The sequence below is a fragment of the Nocardioides sp. TRM66260-LWL genome (assembly GCF_020075545.1).
GTDB lineage: Bacteria > Actinomycetota > Actinomycetes > Propionibacteriales > Nocardioidaceae > Nocardioides.
Window position 1 is genome coordinate 262182 of sequence record NZ_JAIQZK010000003.1, and the last position, 16403, is coordinate 278584.

General features: G+C 70.9%; 13 protein-coding genes. 11 read left to right on the forward strand and 2 right to left on the reverse strand.

Annotated features, from left to right (window positions below; translation table 11 throughout):
• The first annotated feature begins 56 nt into the window (after positions 1-56).
• The 3 genes from K8Z61_RS10490 (at position 57) to K8Z61_RS10500 (ending at position 4264) form a co-directional block, all read left to right on the forward strand.
• Positions 57-500 (forward strand): hypothetical protein, encoded by a 444-nt coding sequence (locus K8Z61_RS10490; RefSeq protein ID WP_224129230.1) that lies wholly within the window; start codon positions 57-59, stop codon positions 498-500.
• 3 nt (positions 501-503) lie between these two features.
• Positions 504-2330 (forward strand): DUF4012 domain-containing protein, encoded by a 1827-nt coding sequence (locus tag K8Z61_RS19300; protein ID WP_224129232.1) that lies wholly within the window; start codon positions 504-506, stop codon positions 2328-2330.
• A gap of 269 nt (positions 2331-2599) precedes the next feature.
• Positions 2600-4264: a DUF4012 domain-containing protein gene (locus K8Z61_RS10500; RefSeq protein ID WP_224129234.1), complete on the forward strand. Its 1665-nt coding sequence runs from the start codon at positions 2600-2602 to the stop codon at positions 4262-4264.
• A gap of 12 nt (positions 4265-4276) precedes the next feature.
• On the opposite strand, the gene K8Z61_RS10505 is transcribed toward K8Z61_RS10500, so the two are convergent.
• Entirely contained in the window at positions 4277-5836 is a 1560-nt protein-coding gene (locus K8Z61_RS10505) for a hypothetical protein (protein WP_224129236.1), read from the reverse strand.
• Positions 5837-6022: 186 nt separating this feature from the next.
• Positions 6023-7474: a polysaccharide biosynthesis tyrosine autokinase gene (locus K8Z61_RS10510; RefSeq protein ID WP_224129239.1), complete on the reverse strand. Its 1452-nt coding sequence runs from the start codon at positions 7472-7474 to the stop codon at positions 6023-6025.
• A gap of 188 nt (positions 7475-7662) precedes the next feature.
• On the opposite strand from K8Z61_RS10510, the gene K8Z61_RS10515 reads away from it, so the two are divergent.
• The 8 genes from K8Z61_RS10515 (at position 7663) to K8Z61_RS10550 (ending at position 16220) form a co-directional block, all read left to right on the forward strand.
• A complete protein-coding gene (locus tag K8Z61_RS10515) occupies positions 7663-8754 on the forward strand; it encodes an ATP-binding protein (protein ID WP_224129241.1) in 1092 nt (363 codons plus the stop codon).
• A 164-nt stretch (positions 8755-8918) separates the two neighbouring features.
• Complete coding sequence (locus tag K8Z61_RS10520) at positions 8919-9536, forward strand: hypothetical protein (protein ID WP_224129243.1); 618 nt, start codon at positions 8919-8921, stop codon at positions 9534-9536.
• Positions 9537-9724: 188 nt separating this feature from the next.
• Complete coding sequence (locus K8Z61_RS10525) at positions 9725-10015, forward strand: PqqD family peptide modification chaperone (protein WP_224129245.1); 291 nt, start codon at positions 9725-9727, stop codon at positions 10013-10015.
• Positions 10009-12027, forward strand: a complete 2019-nt coding sequence (locus tag K8Z61_RS10530; protein WP_224129247.1) for a glycosyltransferase — start codon at positions 10009-10011, stop codon at positions 12025-12027. The genes K8Z61_RS10525 and K8Z61_RS10530 overlap by 7 nt, the downstream gene beginning before the upstream one ends.
• The gene (locus K8Z61_RS10535) at positions 12021-13058 is read left to right on the forward strand and encodes a glycosyltransferase family 4 protein (protein ID WP_224129249.1); all 1038 of its coding nucleotides are present in this window, start codon (positions 12021-12023) and stop codon (positions 13056-13058) included. Before K8Z61_RS10530 ends, K8Z61_RS10535 begins: the two co-directional genes overlap by 7 nt.
• Complete coding sequence (locus tag K8Z61_RS10540; protein WP_224129251.1) at positions 13055-13957, forward strand: glycosyltransferase; 903 nt, start codon at positions 13055-13057, stop codon at positions 13955-13957. Before K8Z61_RS10535 ends, K8Z61_RS10540 begins: the two co-directional genes overlap by 4 nt.
• Positions 13954-15024 carry a polysaccharide pyruvyl transferase family protein gene (locus K8Z61_RS10545; RefSeq protein ID WP_224129253.1) on the forward strand — a complete coding sequence of 357 codons (1071 nt, stop codon included), beginning with the start codon at positions 13954-13956 and terminating at the stop codon, positions 15022-15024. The genes K8Z61_RS10540 and K8Z61_RS10545 overlap by 4 nt, the downstream gene beginning before the upstream one ends.
• A gap of 35 nt (positions 15025-15059) precedes the next feature.
• A complete protein-coding gene (locus tag K8Z61_RS10550) occupies positions 15060-16220 on the forward strand; it encodes a Coenzyme F420 hydrogenase/dehydrogenase, beta subunit C-terminal domain (RefSeq protein ID WP_224129255.1) in 1161 nt (386 codons plus the stop codon).
• Positions 16221-16403 lie beyond the last annotated feature (183 nt).

Consider the following 16403-nt stretch of genomic DNA (forward strand, 5'->3'; position numbering starts at 1 on the left):
GGTCAGCCTCCCCGGGCCGCCTCCCCATGCTCCCGCGAACCCCCGAAGGACCAGCCATGAAGAAGCTCCTCGCCGCCGGCGCCACCGCGCTGGTGCTGCCCGCCTCCCTCCTCGCCATGCCGCACGCCGAGGCCTACGACGGCGCCAGCTCGACGTCGGCCCGGTTCTCCACGCCCACCTCGTCGGGCCAGAACCAGCCGGTCGACATCTCGCTCACCATCGGCGCGTCCAACTCGCCCCGCGTGGTCGCCGCCCCCGGCGCGCGTGCCGCCCGGGTCAGCCAGCGCGGCGTGCTGAAGCTGGTCGTCAAGATCGGCCCCGAGGGCAAGTGGAAGCAGCGCAAGGCGTACTCGAAGATCGTCACGATCGGCAAGAAGTACACGTTCACGACGCCGCGCCTGAAGTACAAGGGCACGTACCGCGTCGTCGCCCTGTTCCGTCCGTACAGCTCGACCGTCTACAACAAGTCGACGACGCGCTTCAAGATCCGCGTCCGCTGATCGGTGGGTCTCGGGCAGCAGCGTCGGCGCCTCCAGCGGCGCCTTCGTCGTTCGCTCCGACGCCTCCGCTCCACCCGGCTCGGCCTTCCACGCCGTCGCCGCACCCGACTGCTCGTCGGCGTCGCGGCGGCGGCGTCGGTCGTCCTGGTGCTGCTGGTGGCCTGGCGCGCCTACCAGGTGCGCAGCGGTCTGGACGCGGCGCGCGATGACGCCTCCGACCTGCGGCGGGCGCTGAGCGAGGACGACCCCGCCGGCGTCACCGCCGCCCAGCAGCGTCTGCTCGAGCACGCGTCGAGCGCCGGCTCCGCGGTGAGCGGGCCCGTGTGGTCGACTCTCTCGCGGCTGCCGCTCGTCGGCGACGACGCCCGCGCCGTGCGGACGATCGCGCGGGCCGCGGACGACCTGGCGGCCTCGGCGCTGCCGTCGGTCACCGAGGTGGCCCAGCAGCGGGCGCGGCTGGTGCCGCGGGGTGGTCGCCTCGACCTCGCCGCGATCGCCGAGCTCCGCGATCCGGTCGACGCCGCCGCGCAGGCCACCTCCCGGGCGCGGTTCCGGGTGCAGCGCATCGACGCCGACGGCCTGCTCGGGCCGGTCGCCTCGGGCGTGCGCGACGCCGTCGCCGAGATCGCCGACCTGGACGACGCGATGCGCGCGTCCCGGCTGGCAGTGCGCCTGCTGCCGCCGATGCTCGGCGCGGAGGGCGACCGACGCTACCTGCTGGTGGTGCAGAACTCCGGCGAGGCGCGGGCCACCGGCGGCCTGGGCGGCGCCGTGGTCGAGCTCGACGCGCGCGGCGGGAAGATCAGCCTGAAGCGGCAGGTGCCCGGCAACACCCTGGTGTTCCCGCGGCCGGTGCTGCCGGAGACGGCCCAGGAGACCGCGATCTTCGGCCCCACGCTCACCAGCGACTTCCGCGACGCCAACTCCACCCCCGACCTGCCCCGCGCCGCCGAGATCTGGCGTGCGCTGTGGCGCGAGCGGTACGCCGGCCGGGTCGACGGCGTCGTCACGATGGACGCCGTCGTGCTCGCCGACCTGCTCCGCGTCACCGGCCCCGTCACCGTCGAGGGCGTGCGGTTCACCGGCGACGACGCCGTGCGCCTGCTGCTCGCCGACACCTACCGTCGCTTCCCCGACCCCGACCGGCAGGACGCCTTCTTCCAGGGCGTCGCCTCCACCGTGTTCGAGCGGGTCACCCAGGGCACGGACGACGCGGGCGGCCTGCTGGGCGTCCTGGCCCGCGGCGTCGACCAGCGTCGGCTGTTCGTCTACAGCGCCGACGCCGCGCAGCAGCGGCTGCTGGCGCCCACCCGCATCGCCGGCGCGCTGCCACGGCGCCCCGGTCCGGTGCCCCAGGTGGGCCTCTACCTCAACGACGGCTCGGCCTCGAAGGTCGCCTACTACCTGCGCTCGCAGGTGCGGGTGGCCGGCACCGAGTGCGTCGGCAACCACCAGGTGCTGCGCCTGGCCGCCCGCCTCACCTCGACCCTGACCCCGCAGCAGGCGCGGACCCTGCCCGACTACCCGGCCGGGTCCTTCGCCCGCCGTGGCCTGACCCGCGGCACCTACGTGCTCAACGTGCTGGCCTACGGCCCGGTGGGCGGCTCGATCGACACGCTCACCGTCGACGGTCGTCCGATCGAGCCGGTGAGCACGCTCGACGACGGCGACCGTCCGACCGCCACCAGCGCGCTGACCCTCGCCCCGGGCGAGAGCGTCGACCTGGAGTGGACGATGACCACCGGCGCCAACCAGCGCCTCGCCCCCGAGCTCCAGGTGACCCCCGGCGCCTCCCCGGTCGACGCGATCGCCGGCGACTCCGCCTGCTGACGCCTGCGGTGCTCGACTACCGCATCGGTGGTCGAGCGCGGCCCCGGTGGTCGAGCCTGTCGAGACCCCCGCACCCGCGCAGGGCCCGGTGGTCGAGAGCCGCATCGGTGGTCGAGCGCGGCATCGGTGGTCGAGCCTGTCGAGACCCCTGCACCCGCGCAGGGCGGTGACTCCGGCAGGCTCGACCACCGCGGTGCCGCCAATCCGGGATGTCTCGCGCCACAGCGATCGGACGGCCCTGGCCCTCGCGCTCTGTCACGCTCCAGACCATGCGTCGTCCACGAGTGAACCGCCGCCTGGTGCGCATCGTGGCCGGTGTGGTGGGGCTGGTCGTGCTGGTCGCCGGGTGGCGCGTGGTGCAGGTGGCGCGCGATCTCTCGGCGGTGCGGGAGGCGGGGGCGCGTGCGCGCGACGCCGCGTCGGCCGGCGATCTCGCGGGGGTCCAGGGGGCGGTGCGCGACGCCCGGGGCCACGCGCTGGACGCCGAGGCCGGCACCACCGGGCGGGTGTGGGCCGTGCTGCAGCGGCTGCCGCTGGTGGGTGGGGACGCCCGCACGGTGGCGACGCTCGCCGAGGCGTCCGCGCGGCTGACCGCGGCCGGCCTGCCGCTGGTGGACGCGGTGGCGCGGGCGGACGGACGCGGCGCGCTCGGCTCGCCGTCCGACGGCCTGGACGTCGCCGCGGTGGCTCGGATCGCGCCGCTGCTGAGGTCCGCGGCCGGCGTCGCGGACTCCTCCCTCGCCGACCTCAGGTCCGCAGACGACGACCGGCTGGGCCCCGTGGCCTCCGGGCGGGAGAACGCGGTCGCCGAGCTCGGGCCGGCCGTGGCAGGACTCCGTCGGGCCGCGCGGACCGCGGCGGCCGCCCCCACGCTGCTCGGCGCGGACGAGGAGCGCCGCTACCTCGTGGTGGTGCAGTCCAACGCCGGGGTCCGCTCCCTCGGCGGCTACGCCGGCAGCCTGCTCGAGGTCCGTGTGCGGGACGGTCGGGTCGTGCTGGGCCGCACCACCACAGCCCACGCGTTCGACGGCGTCCGCTACCGAGGGCTGTCGGCGGCGACGCGACGGGTCTTCGACGCGCGTACCGCCGAGCTCACCCAGGCCAACCGCGTGCCCGGCGTCACCGAGGTCGGCCGGCAGTGGGCGGCGATGTGGGCGGCGCGGTTCGACGAGCGTGTCGACGGCGTGCTGATGCTCGACACCGTGTCCCTGGGCTACCTGGTCGACGCCGTCGGCGGGGTGCGGGTCGACGGCCGCACGCTCGACGGCACCCGCTTCCGCGATCTCGTCCAGGCCGGCGTCTACCGCGACCCCGACCCGGTGCGTCAGGACCGCCTCCTGGCGCGTGCCGGCGCCGCGGTCGTCCTCGGGCTCCGCGACGCGGGCCCTGACGCCGCGCTGCTCGAGGCCCTGCGGCGCAGCCTCGAGGAGGAGCGGCTGCAGTGGGCTCCGCAGCGGGCCTCGGTGGCCGCGGCGGTGCCGGCGACCCGGCTCCTCGAGCCCGCGGACGCGGCGGTGCTGGTCGACGACACGGTCAACCGCTTCGGCTCCAAGCTCGGACGGTTCCTGCGGGTCGAGGTGGTGCCCGGCTCCTGCGGCCGGGCCACCCAGGACGCCCGGGTGCGGCTGACCCTCGACCGCGCCGCCGGCGCCCGGTCGCTGACCCCGTCGGTCACCGGCGTGGCCCGTGGTGCTGCGGTGCGGTTGCGGGCCGACGTGTTCGTGCTCGGCCCGCGCGGCGGGGCCGTGCGCGGCGCGGGCTCGTCGGTCGGACGCTGGCAGGGGCGCGAGGTGAGGCGGGTGTCGGTCGCGCTGGCCCCCGGCGCCTCGATCACCCTGCCCGTGCGGTGGCGCCCGTCGGGGACGCCGCCGGTGAGCCGCGTCGTCCTGCCGGCGCCTGCGGTGCCCGGCCCGGCCTACCGCTCCCTCTGCTAGCCCGACCGGGCCTCAGCCGTAGAACCGCGCGAGGTTGCCGCGGGCGGTGCTGGGGCTGCCCGCGCTGCTGAAGGTGCCGGTGACGTAGATCAGGCCGTCCTGGTCGACGGCTGCGGCGGTCACTCGCGGCCGGTCGCCGCCCGTGAGAGCCGGGTCGCCGAAGCCGGTGTCCAGGGAGCCGTCGGCGTTCAGCCGCAGCAGCAGTCTGCGCGACACCTTGCCCGAGCCGAACGTGGTGAAGTCGCCCGTCAGCAGCACCTTGCCGTCCGCCTGCAGCGTCACGCCGTAGGCCAGGTCGTCGAGCTGCGTGGGCTGGAAGCCGGTGTCGAGGGTGCCGTTGGCGGTGAGGCGTGCGAGCCCGACCCGCGGTTGCGACTTGACGGTCGTGAAGCGGCCGGCGACGAGGACCTTGCCGTCCGACTGCAGCGCGAGCCCCGTGCCCGTCGGGAAGCTGGTGCCACCGAGACTCGCATCGCCGAATCCGGTGTCGAGGGTTCCGTTCGAGTTGAACCGGGCGAGTCCCCCGCGAGGGGTGTCGCCGGGGCCGGCGGTGTTGAAGTTGCCGGTGACGAGGATCTTGCCGTCGGGCTGCACCGCCAGGTCGTACGCGATCACGTTGGTGAAGCTGATGGTGGTGCTGAGCAGGTTCGGGTCGGCGAAGCCGGTGTCGAGGGTGCCGTTGGCGTTGAGCCGTGCGAGGCGTCCGACCGTCGTGCGATCGGGCCCGGCGGTCCCGAACCTGCCGGCGACGAGGATCTTGCCGTCGGGCAGCACCGCGATCGCGTAGACGGCGTCGTTGAGCCCGGGGTTGGCGAAGCTCGTGTCGAGCGTGCCGTCGGCGTTGAGGCGGACCAGACCCTGTCGGGGCGTCGCGTCGGGTCCGACGGTGGAGAAGATGCCCCCGACGAGGATCTTGCCGTCCGGCTGGAGGGCGATGGCGAAGACGCTGCTGCTCAGTTGGGGGCTGGTGAAGCCGGGATCGAGCGTGCCGTCCGGCGTGAAGCGAGCGACGCGGCTCCTCGCGACCTGGGGGGTCCCGGCCTGGGAGAAGTCACCGGCCACGAGGATCTTGCCGTCGGGCTGGACGAGGAGCCCGTTGCCGTTGCTCAGCGACCCGGCGTTCAGGCCGAGGTCGGCGACGCGGGTGTCGAGAGTGCCGCCGAGGGTCATCGGGACGACGGCGTTGGCGGTGCCGTAGTCCGGGATGTCGAGGGTGACGGTGATGGTGGCCGGCATCGGACGGGTGGTGGTGCGGAAGGCGAGGCGGTAGATCGCGGCGGTTCCTCGGGCGCCGGCGATGGTGAAGCCGGTGGTGGAGGCCCCGCGGTCGTCGTAGACGACGACCGGTGCGGGCGCGGTGGTGGGGGCCGGGTCGAGGGCGAGGTAGACGACGCCGGTGCCGCTCGAGGCCAGGCCGGTGGTCTCGGTGACGGTGGCGCTGCGTCCGGAGGAGGCGAAGGCGGGGGCGGCGCTGAGCACGGTGATCGTGGGGGCTGCCCACACGGCGGCGCTGACGACCGAGCGTCGCGTCGGTCGGATCGCAGTGCCGTGGATGCGGGGGATCTCGGGCATGGCGGCGGAGGAGGCCTTTCGCTTGGCTGGCCGGCCCTGGGGGAGGGGTGCGAGGCGCAGTCCAGCGTAGGACTCGCGACGCCGTGCCGTCGGGCGCTCGCGGCGATCCGAGGCGAGTGGTCTCGACCAGCGGCGGCGTCCGCGACCCCGACCAGGAGCTCGACGACAGGGCCGTCCGAGGAGGCGTCAGCCCCGGCGTCGCCCCCCGGCCTTCGCAGGCGCGGCGCCGACGTCGGTGGTGTAGTAGCCGGTGTAGTAGCCCGTGCCCGACTCCTTGCGCGGCACCCGGTTCACCACCACGCCCAGCACGCGGCCCTGCACGGCGGTGAGGGCGGTCAGGGCGTCGGTGAGCTCGGCGTCGAGCGTGCGGTTGTGCGAGACGACGACGATCGCGCCGTCGCACTCGCGCGAGAGCACCGCGGCGTCGGTGACGGGCAGCAGCGGCGGGGCGTCGATGATCACCATGCCGTCGCGGGCGAGCTCCTGGATCAGCCCCTCCATGGCCTTCGAGCCGAGCAGTTCGGAAGGGTTGGGCGGGATCGAGCCGGCCGCCAGCACGGTGAGGCCCTCGAAGTCGGGGCTCTCCTGCAGCACGTCGTCCAGCGTCACGCGGCCGATGAGCACGTCGGTGAGGCCGGCGCCCTCGACGAGGCCGAAGCCGTCGGCCACCGAGGGGCGGCGCAGGTCGCCGTCCACCAGGGTCACGGGCTGGCCCGAGATCGCGATCGCGGCGGCGAGGTTGGCGGCGGTGGTCGACTTGCCGTCGCCGGGCTGCGGCGAGGTGACGACGATGATCTTCGGCGGCTGGTCGACGTCCATGTAGGAGATCGAGGTGCGCAGCTTGCGGAACGCCTCGCCGGCCTCCCAGCCCGACGAGCCGGCGGTCTTCGAGACGGCGAGCTGGGCGACGCCGGTGCGCTCCTCGGTCTCGAGCTGCTTGATGCCGGGCACGCGGCCGACGACCGCGACGCCGTACTCCTTGTCGAAGTTCGTCGACGACTTGAGGCGACGGTCGAGGCGCGAGCGGACGACGGCGTACGCGACGCCCAGCAGCAGGCCGAGCGCGATGCCGAGGGCGAGGTTGCGCGAGGGCTTGGGCGAGACCGGAGCGGTGGGCAGCTCGGCGGCCTCGACGGGCTGGAGCACCGCGCTCGGCTGGTCGGCGCCGTCCGGGTTCTCGATGTTGGCGATCTCGGCGGCGGTGGCCTTCACCCAGGCGTCCGCGAGGTCCTGCGCGCGGCGCGGGCTGGAGGCCTTGGCGGTGATCTTCAGCAGCGGCGTGTCGAGCGGCTGGTCGACGCTGATCGAGCCGATCAGGCCGGCGGGGTCGCTCTTCAGGCCGAGGTCGTCGATGACGCGCTGGGCGACCGAGCGGCTGGTGGCGATCTCGACGTACGCCTTCACCTTCGAGCGGGCCAGCGTGTCGTTGATGACGCCGATGTTCGGGTCGTTGGTCGGCAGACCGGCGCTGCCGTTGCTGGTCGGGTTCGCGATCGTCACCAGGCCGTTGGCGTTGGCGGCGTAGACCTTCGGCTGCGTCAGCGTGTAGCCCGCGGCGAGCCCGGCGCCGAGCGCGGTGAGCACCAGCACTCCGATCCAGTAGGTGCGCAGGACGCGGAGGTAGTCGCTGAGTTCCATCGGCGCGGGCGCCCTTTCTGGGGGACTGGCTCGGGGAGAGTGCGAGGATCGGCGGCGTGGGTGAGGAGTCCGACCGGCCCGTAGGCCTGGATCTTAGGGCGATCGGCGTGCACGTCAGGGTCGAAATCCGCGGAAGTGGCAACCGTCTCGCGGAGTCCGCGCTGCGCCGCGCCTGGGTCCGCTGCCTGATGCCCGCCGGAGCATCCGTCGAGCCGGACGCCGTGCTGCCGGTGGTGCTCGACGACGACCCCGCCGTCGTGGCCGGCGCCTACGCCGCGGGCGACGTCGCCTACGACGATCTCGCCGCGGTGGTGCACGAGGTGTCGCCGCGGGTCACCGACCTCGCGCTGCGCGTCCGCGCCCTGGACGACGTGCTGCTCCTGCACGCCGGGGGAGTGTGCGACGCCGCCGGACGCACCGCGCTGATCGTCGGCCCGTCGGGCGCCGGCAAGACCACGGCGGTGCGCCGCCTGGCGCCGCGGTTCGGCTACGTCTCGGACGAGACCATCCCGGTGGCCGACGACCTCTCCATCACGCCGTACCCCAAGCCGTTCTCGGTGCTCGACCGCCGCGACCGCTGGAAGTCGCAGCACGCCCCGGACGACCTCGGCGCCGGGCCGACCCCCGCGGCCGCCCGGGCGGCGGCGATCGTCGTCCTCGACCGTCGTCCCGAGCAGGTGGGCGTCGAGGTCGAGGAGCTCGACCCCCTCGAGGCGATCGGCCTGCTCGCCGCTCAGTGCGCCTTCCTCGCTGCCCGCCCCTTCCCCCTGCGCCGCCTCGCCGCGCTGGTGGACGCCGCCGGCCCCGTCCGCCGCGTCCGCTACGCCGAGGCCGACGACCTCGCCCCCCTGATCGAGCAGTGGCTCGAGCCGGTGGTCGAGCTTGTCGAGACCCCCGCACCGACGTCGGTGGTCGAGCCGACGTCGGTGGTCGAGCCGGCGTCCTCGGTGGTCGAGCTTGTCGAGACCCCCGCACCCCGAAGCCAACCCGAAGCCCCGACCTATCGCCTGGCGCCCTTCCACGACCTCCACGTGGCCCCCGACGGACGCGCCGCGCTCCTGCGCGGCGACCAGTACCTCGTCACCTCCCCGGAGGCCGGCGCGGTGCTCGCGCACGCCTACGAGCAGGGCTCGGTGACGTCGGCCGGGGCCGCAGCCGCCCTCGAGTGGGTGGGATGTCTGTCAAGCACCTCGGCGTCCGAGGTCGCGGCCTCGATCGTTCAACAGCTCGCTGACCTGGGCATTCTCATCCCAGGTGACCAGCACGCATCCGGCGTGTAACACCCCGGCAATCCGATGGACTAGACCGGTGTCCCAGATGCCGTCAGAGCGTTGGCGCTGCGCGTGCCCCCACCCCTACTCTTCTGCCTAGGCAAGGATGCCTAACCCTCCCCTGAGTTTGCCTGACCGCCCACCGCGGGCGGTTTCCTGATCGGAGCACCCCCATGACGTTCGACCACCCCACGCCTGCTGAGGACGCGGCCGGCGACTCTGGGCTCTCCCGCCGTTCGCTCGTCCGCACCGGTGCCATCGGCGCCGTCGCGGTCCCCGCCATCACGATCGCCTCGGCCGCCCCCGCGCTGGCCGCGACGACCTCCGCCACCGACAGCGGCGCCACCACCCTGGCCGCCAACCTGCAGGTGTTCCGGGCCAACAAGAAGCTCCGCACGATCGTGACCATCACGAACAGCGGCACCTACAAGACCCTCGGCCTGTCGGTCTCCCTGACCTACAAGTGCCTCAGCTCGCTCCCCGTGGCCGAGCTCGTGCCGGTCGTCGGCGGCCTCCTCGGTGGCTCGCTGACGGACGCCACCTCCACCACCCCCGCTGGCTGGTCGGTCTTCAAGACCGGCAGCATGGTCCCGCTGGTCGGCAACCTCACCGAGTCGCTCCTCGGCTCCGTGACGTTCCGCTTCGTTGCCCAGACCCAGCTCGCCCCGGGCCAAACGGTCGTCCTCGAGCCGACCATCACGGTTCCGGCTGAGAAGCCCCTCTACCTGGTCGGCGGCACCGCCAACCCGGGCTCGGGCCTCCCGGCGATCCTGGGCTCCATCAGCCTCTGATCGGCTCCGCTTCCGCCTGTTGAAGGCCCCCGTTGCTCTCCGGAGCGGCGGGGGCCTTCGGCGTTCTCAGCGATGACGGAATCGAGCGGCGCTCATCACAGGAAATCTCGGGGAAATGGGAAACGTTCTCGCACGGCCATTGAAGGAATGGTCGAGAATCGCAAGGTCGGTACAAGGGGAGGAGCAGGGTGACGACGGAGATCTCGGTGGACGTCCCCGTGCGCGCTGAGGGCATTGCGTTCGTCGAGCGGCCCGGACGAGTCGCTTTGCTCGACCCGTCGCGACCTTCCGAGGCGCCGACGATCCTCGTCGGGTTCGCCGCGGATGTCTGGATGGCGATCGACGGCATCCGCACTATCGAGCAGATCGCCGACCACGTGGCGCCCACCGATCTCCCGATCGAGCAGGTGCGTCCTCTGGTCGCTGAGGTGGTGAAGGGCCTGAGGGGGCGGCGACTGTTGGAGGACCGCGCATGGTGACCCAGCAGGAAGAGCGGCTCACCCTCGACCCTGACGAGGCCGTCGAGCTGGGCTACGTGCTTGCTCTGAAGCTGGCCGAGTCGCACGGCATTCGCGCGATGGCGATCAAGGGACCTGTCGCTCGCTCACACGGCGTGAGGCCGCCTGGAGATCGCTCCATCGACGTCGACGTGTGGGTCGACCCCGCGTCCTGGGACACCTACTGCGCCGTGCTGCGCGACGCCGGCTGGGAGATCGGAGTGCTGCATCGCTCAGCCAGCATCCTTCCGATCCACTCCGATGCGTTCGTGCACCCGCTCTGGCCATGCGAGATCGATGTGCACCACCGCTTCCCCGGATTCCTAGCCGAGCCGCAGCTGGTCTTCGACACTCTCTGGGAGCGGCGCGCGCCTTCGCTGATAGCTGGATTGCAGCTCGTCGGCTGTGACCGTCCGTCGTCGGTGTTGATCGAGCTCCTGCACCACCTTCGAGGAGGCCCGCAGCGGCGCCCGCGGCTGGCCTGGTTGATCGATCGTCTGGGGACGCTGGACGAGTCGGCGCGCGATGAGCTCGCAGCACTCGCGCAACTCACGGGAGCCTGGGAGGCTCTCGAGGGAGAGCGCGAACTTCTTGGCCTGCGATCGCAGGCTGTTCCCGCGCCCCCCCTGGTGGAGAAGCTCGAGGACTGGCGTCTGAAGGTGGCCGCCGGCGACGCACTCGCAGTCCCGGCGCTAGCGGAGCTGCGTCGGGAGTCCGTCCGTCGGTGGCCGGGCCTGATCTGGCGCACGATCTGGCTCACCGATGACGAGATCCGGGAGAAGCAGCCAGGCATCTCGCCCACTCGCCGCGGACTCCTGGCGGCACGCCTTCGGCGCGTCGGATGGGGGCTGAAGAGCCTGCCTGCTGCGCACCGCACAATGAGGACGACCACTCGTCCACGCCGTGACCGGCCGCGCACTGTCGTGATGGACGCGTTCTGGTGGGTCAGCGGCCCGCAGTCTTTGAAGAACGTCGAACGCGGCATCATCGAGGCATGGGTTCAGCGGTTCCCTCGGGATCGTCTGATTCTTGTGGTCCGTCGGCGTGACGCTGCCAACGTCGATCTTCCAGGGCCGAACTGCTCGGTGGTCGCGACGCGCCTTTACCCGCAGGCGCTCGTGGCTTCGGTCGTCATTCCCATTGTCGCGTTCCTTCACCGTGCCGATGGAATGCTGGTCCACAACTTCGCCCCTCTCTTCGGTCGCGGCCGTTTGGCGCTGATTCACGACCTGATGTTCGAGACCAACCCGGAATGGTTCACGAGCAGGGAACTGTCATATTTCCGCTGGATGACTAGACTCGCCCCTCGAGCCGATCTCGTGCTTTCCACGAGCGTCACCGAAGGCCAGCGGATCAGGTCCCAGGCTCCGCGGGCCTCAGTCGCGACGGTAGGCATGGGCTTGGAGCCCGCACTTCTCGATCCAGAAGCGTCCGTCACCCCCGTCGCCGATCTTCTCGAAGGCCGGTTCGTCCTGACGGTCGGCCGACTGAACGTCCGCAAGAACCTCCAGACCGTGGTCGACGGGGTCCTCGACTCCGGACGGCTCGACGCCGACATGCCCCTCGTCGTCGTGGGCGAGCGCGACGGCGCTTGGGAGGACCTGGATCGCTCCGTGCTGGCAGCCGTCGAAGATCGGCGGGTGCGGTTCACCGGCTTCGTCGACGACGCGCAGCTCCGGTGGTTGTTGCGCTCCTGCTCGGTGTTCATTTGTCTTTCGCTCGACGAAGGCTTCGGGCTTCCGCCCGTGGAAGCACTGGCAAGCGGCGCGTCGGTCATCGCGAGTGACATCAGTGTCTTCCGGGAGACGCTCGGGGCTTTCCCCAATGTCCAGTTCGTCGACCCCAGAGACCCGGCCGCTCTGGCCTCGGCTGTCAGGAATCACACGGGGCGGCCTGCGGATGACGGCGCCCGGCAGTTGGTTGCAGAATCGTTCGCTTGGCCGTCAGTGGCTGCGCGAATCCGGCTCTCGCTTGAGGAGGTCATCGCATGGTGACTGCCGCGGTCGTCTATTGGTATCCCGAGGACGGCCTTCCGATGGATGGTGGCGGGCAGCGCGCGGCTGCATGGCTCGCTGCACTGCGCAGCCTGGGCTTCGACACCAAGCTGGTGTCGATCCATGACTCGACGCCGTCTGGTGATGACACTGCAGGCTCACGCCTGGGTAGCCTCAAGCGAGCAGTTCTGCCGATGCCATTCGCGCGCCACCTACCGCCGGACGCGCTGGACGCCGACATCTGTGTGGTGACGGTTCCAGCGGTCATGCCGCATGCAGCCAAGGTCCGAACCCCGGGGTCGCTTGTCTTCGACTGGATGGATCTCTGGAGCGTGAACGCGCGCAACATCGGCGACGCCTCGAACCTGAGTCGGCTTGGAGGCCGGCTGCAATCGACCAGATGGAGACGCGTGGAGATCGGTCTCACGGACCGGTGGCCGAGTGCGTTCGCTGGCTACGGCGACCTAGTCGCTTCTGGCGGCCGGCGTTCTGTGAAGTCGAGTTGGCTCCCGACACCGGTGCGTCGACGTCCGCAGCCTGCTTCGCACGTCGGGCTCCGGCGGGTCGGGTTCATCGGGAACCTCCACTATCCGCCGAACGTGATCTCGCTCCGGTCGTACCTCAGTCAGAATGCGATTCGATTCGAGCAAGCTGGAATCGAACTCGTCGTGGGCGGGTACGGCAGCGAGACAGCCGCTACCTGGGGGTTCCCGGTCACGGTGATCGGCGAGATCGGCGACCTAGACGAGTTCTACGAGAGCATCGACGCCGCCGTCGTGCCGATCGAACACGGAGGAGGCATCAAGGTGAAGGCGATTGAGGCCTTGGCCTACGGCCGACCCGTCTTCACCACTCCTCACGTGCGGGAGGGCTTCAGCCCTGAGTTCGCGCCGTATCTGCTCTCCGCGGATGCGCTCTTCGCGGGCGCTGCGGTTCGGGCCGCTCCGGTGCCTCCTGAGCTCTTCGACCAGCACTTCTCGCACGAGGCCTTCCGCAATGGCGTCGGCCGCATCCTCGAGTCGGTGCGATGAGCGCCGCGGCTTCAGACGGCTCGGTGGCCGTGGCGATCATCCACTTCCACCATTTCCCGGATGTCCTCGACACCATCGCCTCGGCGCTCGAGCAAGGTGTCGATCCTGGGATGGTCTGCGTGATCGACAACGGTTCGGACGATGGCTTCGGTGCTGCCGTCGCCGGGCGATTCCCGGGCGTCACCGTCGTCGAGAAGCACGAGAATCTCGGATACGCCCATGCGGTGAACGCCGGCGCCGCGTGGGCCACTGCCCAAGGGGCGAAGCGACTCCTGGTCATGACCCATGAGGTTCGCCTTGCCCCGAGCGCGCTCTCCCTGCTGACGGATGGGCTCGCTCGAGGCAGCGATCGGGGAGTCGCCGCTACGGCGCCTTTGGTGCTGCGTCGATCCACTCAGGAGGTCTGGTCGGCGGGCGGCGACCTGGACGGCCAGTTGATGCCGGTTGCCCGCAGCGCGTTTCGCGATGAGCCGCCGTCCTGGGTCGACGGTTGCTGCTTTTTGGTCGACCTCGCCGCCTTCCGGGCGATCGGAGGGATGCACGAGGGGTTCTTCCTCTACATGGAGGAGATCGACTTCTTCCTCCGCCTCGCCGATTCCGGACGGTCTGTGGCGGTCATCCCGGAAGCGGGCGCGGAGCAGGAGCCTGGAGGCATGAGTCTCTACTTCTCCGTGCGCAATCGGGTGCTGTTGGCCCGTCGCCGAGGCCGGCCCATGCTCGCGGCGAGGGTTGCTGCCGAGCACGCCCTCAAGGCGGTCGTCGAGGCCGGCCTGCGAAAGCGTTCGCCCCTCCTACGGCGGCAGAGGCTTCTGGGCGCGCTCCACGGCGTTTCGGCCAAGCGGGACGGATCAGCCGTCCTCACAGGTACATCGGTACGACGGATCGGGGCGGGGCGATGAAGGCATTGGTTCTGTGGGCGGACGACCACAGCGCAAACCTGGGAGTCCGCGTGCTCGCGCACGGCGCCGCCGCGCTGATCCGCGACGTCTTCCCGGACGCGGAGGTGCACTTCCAGGACTTCGGAAGTCCGGAGCTCGGAATCAAGCTGACCAAGAAGTCGCTGGTGTTTGACCGGATCCACCGAGACACCTCCGTCCGTGAGGTGGTCGGCGACTTCGACCTGATCGTCGACACAGGGGCGGGAGACAGCTTCGCTGACATCTACGGCGCGGAACGCATGCTCGTGATGACGGAGACCCAGGCTCTCTGCCGACGTCTGGGCAAGCCGCTCGTGCTGATGCCGCAGACGATCGGTCCCTTCGACACCAGGCTGGGTCGTTGGCGATCCGCCAAGACCCTGAGGTCGGCGGCCGCAGTGATAGCTCGCGATGCCACCAGTCGTGACTACTGCGCGAGGCGCGGCACCACCGCTGTCTTGTCCACCGACGTCGTCTTCGCACTTCCGCAGCCGCGGACGGACGCGTCGGCTCCTACCCATGACGTCGTCCTGAACGTGTCGGGCCTCCTGTGGGGAGCCTCCGACCACGTCGATCCCGACCACTATCGGTCGTTGATCCGCGACCTGATCGGCAAACTCCGCGAACAGGACCGCAACGTGACGCTGCTCGCCCACGTCCTCGCGAACCCGTCGGCCGACGACGACGAGGCCGAGCTCAATGCGCTCGCCGAGGCCTTCGAGGTCGAGGCGATCGTCCCCACAGATCTGTGGGACGCGCGCGAGGTGGTGTCGCGCTCGAATGTCGTCCTGGGTTCGCGCATGCACGCGTGCCTCAATGCCTTGAGCACCGGTCGGCCGACCGTGCCGCTCGCGTACTCGCGCAAATTCGCGCCGCTCATGTCCGGGGTCGGCTGGGCTCATGGTGTTGATCTCCGGGAAGGGCCCACGGTGCCTGAAGTGCTCACGGCCCTAGACCGCGCCGAATCCGATGACGTGGCGCTGGCTCACGTGAGGCTGCGAGCCGAGGAGCTTCTGGATGAGGCACGCAACGTTCTGAGGGCGCTGTGAGCAGCCCCCGGGGTCTTCACGACCAGATTCGCGACGTGCTGGCCGCGGACAACTGCAGCGGCTGCGGACTTTGCGCTGCTCTCGACCCCCAGGTCACTCTCGAGCTCAACGGCGACGGCTACCTGCGTCCCCTGGCGCCCGAGAATGCCCCGGCGCCGGCGGGCGCCGCGGAGACATTCGCCGCAGCCTGCCCGGGCCGGATCGTTCGGGCGCCGGTGGATCCGGGCGGCAAACGGCACCCGATTCTCGGGCCCTACCGAGCGGTCCTCTCGGCGTTCGCAACCGACCCCGAGCAACGGACGGCAGGCAGCAGCGGCGGGGTGCTCACTGCGATCGCCGCATCGCTCCTTGCCAGTGGTGCTGCGAGCCGTGTGATCGGCGCGAAGGGATCCCCCGAGAGGCCACGGCTGACGACGACAGTCAGCGCAGAACGAGCCGAGGACGCAGCCTCGATGGCTGGGAGTCGCTATGCGCCCGTGGGAAACGCGTCGGTGCTGCCGAACGGGCCTCAGGACATCTTCATCGGCAAGCCCTGCGAGGTGTCCGCAGTCAGGTCCGTGGTCGGAAGTGGGCCTGATGCACCCCTGCTGATGTCGTTTTTCTGCGCGGGCACGCCTTCGCAGCATGCCACCGATCGTCTTCTCGTCGATCTCGGCATGCCGAGCATGGGTGAGCCGACCAGGCTCCGCTATCGCGGAGGTGGCTGGCCCGGAACCTTCAGAGCTGAAGCTGGAGATTGGGCGGGAGAAACCTCCTACGAGGAGTCATGGGGTAGAGCGCTAGGCCCAACGGTGCAGTGGCGGTGCAAGGTCTGTCCGGATGGGACGGGCTGGAGCGCGGACGTCGTCGCGGGCGACTTCTGGCAAGCAGATAGCCGCGGCTATCCGCAGTTTGTCGAAAGTGATGGCGTCAGCGCGCTCATCGCTCGGACCGATAGGGGTCAGCGGCTCGTCGAGGCAGCGCTTGGAAACGGAACCATCCACGCAACGAAAGCTGAAGCCACCGAAATTGCCGCGGTTCAGCCACTCCAAGTCGAGCGCCTGACCACATTGTATGGCCGCCGACTTGGAGCCGCTGCAGCCGGCAAGTCTTTGCCGAGGTTCGTCGGTTTCCGCCTCGGATTTCACGTGGTTCGGCACCCGATTCGAAATCTTCGGTTCAGTCGGGGCACCTTCGTGAGGGCGAGGTCGGCCTAATGAGTCGCTCGCGACCGAGCCGACATCTGGTTGGCAACGTCGCTCCGTTGGTATCCGGCGTATTGACGGCACCTTTCACCGCGCGAGCGCTTGGTGCTGACGACCGAGGCACCCTAGCGATCCTTCTACTCGTGGCCAGCGTCCTCGCGGTGGCGATGAATCTCGGTGCTGGGGTTCTCGCGC

Coding starts and splice junctions, on each gene's coding strand:
- K8Z61_RS10490 (WP_224129230.1), top strand. CDS start 57: ATGAAGAAGCTCCTCGCCGCCGGCGCCACCGCGCTGGTGCTGCCCGCC.
- K8Z61_RS10500 (WP_224129234.1), top strand. CDS start 2,600: ATGCGTCGTCCACGAGTGAACCGCCGCCTGGTGCGCATCGTGGCCGGT.
- K8Z61_RS10505 (WP_224129236.1), bottom strand. CDS start 5,836: ATGCCCGAGATCCCCCGCATCCACGGCACTGCGATCCGACCGACGCGA.
- K8Z61_RS10510 (WP_224129239.1), bottom strand. CDS start 7,474: ATGGAACTCAGCGACTACCTCCGCGTCCTGCGCACCTACTGGATCGGA.
- K8Z61_RS10515 (WP_224129241.1), top strand. CDS start 7,663: ATGCCCGCCGGAGCATCCGTCGAGCCGGACGCCGTGCTGCCGGTGGTG.
- K8Z61_RS10520 (WP_224129243.1), top strand. CDS start 8,919: ATGACGTTCGACCACCCCACGCCTGCTGAGGACGCGGCCGGCGACTCT.
- K8Z61_RS10530 (WP_224129247.1), top strand. CDS start 10,009: ATGGTGACCCAGCAGGAAGAGCGGCTCACCCTCGACCCTGACGAGGCC.
- K8Z61_RS10535 (WP_224129249.1), top strand. CDS start 12,021: ATGGTGACTGCCGCGGTCGTCTATTGGTATCCCGAGGACGGCCTTCCG.
- K8Z61_RS10540 (WP_224129251.1), top strand. CDS start 13,055: ATGAGCGCCGCGGCTTCAGACGGCTCGGTGGCCGTGGCGATCATCCAC.
- K8Z61_RS10545 (WP_224129253.1), top strand. CDS start 13,954: ATGAAGGCATTGGTTCTGTGGGCGGACGACCACAGCGCAAACCTGGGA.